Source organism: Burkholderia sp. HAN2018 (genome assembly GCF_024704855.1).
Classification (GTDB): Bacteria; Pseudomonadota; Gammaproteobacteria; order Burkholderiales; family Burkholderiaceae; genus Burkholderia; species Burkholderia cepacia.
Genome location: NZ_QOBB01000486.1, coordinates 1 through 1,695 on the forward strand (window position 1 = coordinate 1; position 1,695 = coordinate 1,695).

Genomic DNA, 1,695 nt, shown 5'->3' on the forward strand with positions numbered 1-1,695 from the left:
GGCCGGCACGTCCAGCGTGCCGCCCGCGAAGCGCGCGGCGACCGGCAGCTCGCGGCCGCCGCGATCGGCGAGCACCGCAAGCTCGACCGCGGCCGGACGGCCGTAGTCGAACAGCTCGTTGAGCGCCGCGCGTACGGTGCGCCCGGTATACAACACGTCGTCGACGAGCACGATGCGCGCGCCGTCGATTTCGAACGGCAGCGACGTCGGGCTGGCCTGGCTGTGCAGCCCCTTTTTCGCGTAATCGTCGCGGTGCAGCGCGACGTTCACGACGCCGAACGCCGGCGCGCCGAGATCGCGCGCGAGGCGCTCGGCGAGCCATGCGCCGCCGCTGTGAATGCCGGCGAGCCGCGGGCCGCCCGGTTCGGCGAAAGCCGTGCCGTACGCGGCGCGGATCTGGTCGAGCAGGACGCGGTAAAGCGCCTCGGCGTCAATGGTGCTCATGGTCGGACAATTGATCGAGATACTGTTGAAGGATGACGCGCGCGGCCTCGGCATCGAGCATCTCGGCCCGGGCACGGCCGCGCACGTTGCGCTCGCGCAGCCCGGCCTCGGCCTCGACCGACGAATAACGCTCGTCGACCCAGGTGACGGGCAGCCCGAAGCGGCCGTTCAGCTGGTTGCCGAAGCGCTTCGCCTGCTGCGTCATGTCGTGCGGCGTGCCGTCCGGATGCATCGGCAGGCCGACGACGAGCGCGTCCGGCCGCCATTCGGCCAGCAGGTCGCCGACCGCCTTGAAGCGGTGTTCGCGGTTCAGGTTCTGGATCACGACGAGCGCACGGGCCGAGCGCGTCAGCGCATTGCCGATCGCGACGCCGATACGTTTTTCGCCGTAGTCGAACGCGAGCAGCGTCGCATCGCGCGCGCTCGCGCCACTCATGCGTGCCCTGCTTCGCCGGACAGCATCGACGAACTGACGCCGAGCAGGCCGAGCGCGGCTTCGAAGCGCTCTTCGGCCGGCGTGTCGAACACGATGCGCGGATCGGCGGCAACGGTCAGCCAGCCGTTGCGGGAAATTTCCTCCTCGAGCTGCCCGGCCCCCCAGCCCGCATGCCCGAGCGTCAGCAGGAAGCGTTTCGGGCCGTTGCCCGTCGCGACCGCCTCGAGCACGTCCTTCGACGTGGTCATCTCCAGCCCGCCCTCGACGGACATCGACGAGTTGTAGCTCGCGCCCTCCACCGGTTCATGCAGCACGAAACCGCGCTCGGTCTGGACCGGGCCGCCGAAATACACCGGGATGTGCAGCAGCGGCTCGATGTCGAGCTTCAGGTCGATGCGGTTGAACAGCGATTCGAGGTCGATGTCGGTAGGACGATTGATGACGAGGCCGAGCGCACCGCGCTCGCTGTGATCGCAAAGATAGACCACCGTTCCTGAAAACGTCGGATCCGCCATGTTCGGCATGGCGATCAGGAACTGGTTGGTGAGATTGATGCGATCGGAAGGCTTTGACATGGTTTGAATTTTAGCAAAGACGCCGCGGCCTGACCGGGCCGCGATCAACAAGCAACGCCGCGCCGCGCTGGCAACGGCGCGCGCGGATCACACGGCACTCTAACACGCGCGCGGGCGCTGTCGGCAGCGTGTTGCAGGCCCGCGCGGCAAGGGCCGCCGCCGCGTGTTCGTCCCCTTGCTCGTCCCCCTGTTCGTCAGGCCCGGCCGAGCGCCGCGCCGAGCGCGCCGGACGCCGCGGTG

4 protein-coding genes are annotated in these 1,695 nt (G+C 68.9%); all 4 read right to left on the bottom strand.

Annotated features, from left to right (window positions below):
• On the bottom strand, positions 1-444 hold a 444-nt coding region (pyrR, locus tag DPV74_RS41235; protein ID WP_119339276.1), incomplete at its 3' end, for a bifunctional pyr operon transcriptional regulator/uracil phosphoribosyltransferase PyrR.
• A complete protein-coding gene (gene ruvX, locus DPV74_RS41240) occupies positions 431-880 on the bottom strand; it encodes a Holliday junction resolvase RuvX (RefSeq protein ID WP_027788201.1) in 450 nt (149 codons plus the stop codon). The genes ruvX and pyrR, both read right to left, overlap by 14 nt.
• Positions 877-1,455, bottom strand: coding sequence for a YqgE/AlgH family protein (locus DPV74_RS41245; RefSeq protein WP_027788202.1), 579 nt, complete (start codon positions 1,453-1,455; stop codon positions 877-879). The genes ruvX and DPV74_RS41245 overlap by 4 nt, the downstream gene beginning before the upstream one ends.
• A gap of 10 nt (positions 1,456-1,465) precedes the next feature.
• A partial coding sequence (locus DPV74_RS41250) for a hypothetical protein (protein ID WP_205571992.1) occupies positions 1,466-1,695 on the bottom strand: 230 nt, incomplete at its 5' end.